Genomic DNA, 1,796 nt, shown 5'->3' with positions numbered 1-1,796 from the left:
CGAGCCTCAATGAGTCCTGACTACATGCTCACTGTCCTTGCTGCAGGGCTCGCAACCTAGCACAATGTCTCGATAGTTTTCTTGCGCTTACCCTGGGCATAGACCCCGAGGCATTTTTGGCCCAGCTCGAAGACGTGGCCACCACCGAACCAGCCCCTGAGCTAGACCTGACCACCCGATCGCTGAGCGAACTAACTGACCATATTGAGCGCATTCACCATGCCTACCTGCACAGTGAACTGCCCCGGCTCGAAACCCTAGTGATCAAGGTCGCCAAAGTCCACGGCGACAAAGAACCGCGCCTGGCTGAGATCAAAGACCTTTTCTTGGCCCTAGCAGCTCACCTGTCTACCCATCTGATGAAAGAGGAGCAGGTGCTATTCCCCTTGATTCGGCGGATTGAGACCAGCGCTACCCTGCCCATGTCCCACTGCGGCAGTGTGGCTAACCCCATTCACTGCATGGAGTTTGAGCACGACGAAGCCGGGACGGTGCTGGCTCAACTGCGCCAGCTCACCGACGACTATACCCCGCCGGGTTGGGCTTGCAATACGTTTCGGGCGCTATACGATGCTCTAGCGACCTTTGAGCAGGACATGCACCAGCATGTGCATAAGGAAAATAACCTGCTATTTCCGGCAGCGATCGCCCTGGAGCAGAAAAAATCTCAGTAGAACGGGTGCCGAGGAGACCTCCACTGCTAAGCAAACCCTTGCCTTTCGACTCTTACGTTGAGGAGAGTAGGCTATGACGTTTTCTAGCCCCACCGCTCCCTCGGTACTTCCCCGGCGGGGTGCCCCCTGGTATCGTCCTAATATTTCCCCTGAACATGGGGGTTGAGTAGTAATGGAACAGAAACCTACGCTAAGGCTGTATTCCTTTCCCATCAAGGGATGTAGCCATTAAAATTAGCCGTGTCATGAGGAATCGTCTTCAGTAGCATATTGATCTCGTCGAGTTCAGCATCCTCTGGGTCGAAGAACCCGCCTACCCATTCGAGCATTTCCTCATGTTCTGGATGGTCGGCGGATCGGATCGCGTCTAGAACATTCTGATAGCCCCAAACGCCGCCACAGTCTTCAGGGGGGCAGGCGCGTTTGGCCTTAATGCAAACAGGATAGCTGGCATCAGACTCAGCGGGTAGCACCTTCTCAACCAAAATATCGTGCTCCCAAGAGTCGCCAAAGTCATAGAGGTATGAGAACTTAACCCCCTCTCCTGCAATAACCTTGCTCAATTTGACCGGCTGCTCGTTACGCAGTCCCAGTTCATCAAAGCCCAACTCAGGCATCGGCTCCCCGTAGTCGACCCCATGAATCGTAAACGAATGGAGATGGGAGTTTGTCCAACCCATTGCAAACTGAATGACCCAATGCAGATGCCCTAGCGTGGCATCGCTACGCACCTGCACCCGTCGCCAAATCGGTGGTCGGATGTCTCTGAGCGTAATCTTGAGTTGGTAAACAGACTGGGCTTTCTTTCGAGGAGCCATTTTAGATCTCGGGGGTTGAAAATCAGGATGGGCTTGCCGGTGCCGTTTGACAATCTCCGTCACGGTCGTTTTGTTAAGCTTCAAGTCATGAGCAATAGTGCGATAAGAAACTGATCTTGACTCAAGAAAGTGGACAGGTAATTTAAGCTGCCTTCAGGCCCTCTAGAGAGAGCCAATAGTTGTCTTCAAACTGCACTGGTGACAGGCATCCAAGGGTTGAGTGCAACCGCTGTCGGTTATAGAAAACCTCAATCCATTCAGCAATAACGGTGCGGGCCAGGGCACGGGTTGAGAAGATCCTGGG

The 1,796-nt window shown here is 53.4% G+C and carries 3 protein-coding genes; 1 reads left to right on the top strand and 2 read right to left on the bottom strand.

Features of this window, described 5'->3' with window-relative positions:
* The first annotated feature begins 116 nt into the window (after window positions 1-116).
* On the top strand, window positions 117-674 hold the full coding sequence (locus AC0QKW_RS00340; RefSeq protein WP_473149087.1) for a hemerythrin domain-containing protein: 558 nt from the start codon (window positions 117-119) through the stop codon (window positions 672-674).
* 212 nt (window positions 675-886) lie between these two features.
* On the opposite strand, the gene AC0QKW_RS00335 is transcribed toward AC0QKW_RS00340, so the two are convergent.
* Both AC0QKW_RS00335 and AC0QKW_RS00330 read right to left on the bottom strand, forming a co-directional pair.
* Window positions 887-1,492 carry a plasmid pRiA4b ORF-3 family protein gene (locus AC0QKW_RS00335; RefSeq protein WP_473149086.1) on the bottom strand — a complete coding sequence of 202 codons (606 nt, stop codon included), beginning with the start codon at window positions 1,490-1,492 and terminating at the stop codon, window positions 887-889.
* A 142-nt stretch (window positions 1,493-1,634) separates the two neighbouring features.
* A partial coding sequence (locus AC0QKW_RS00330; RefSeq protein ID WP_473149088.1) for an IS3 family transposase occupies window positions 1,635-1,796 on the bottom strand: 162 nt, incomplete at its 5' end.

It is taken from the genome of Pseudanabaena sp. PCC 9330 (genome assembly GCF_055795045.1).
This window is presented reverse-complemented; position numbering and strand designations above follow the sequence as displayed.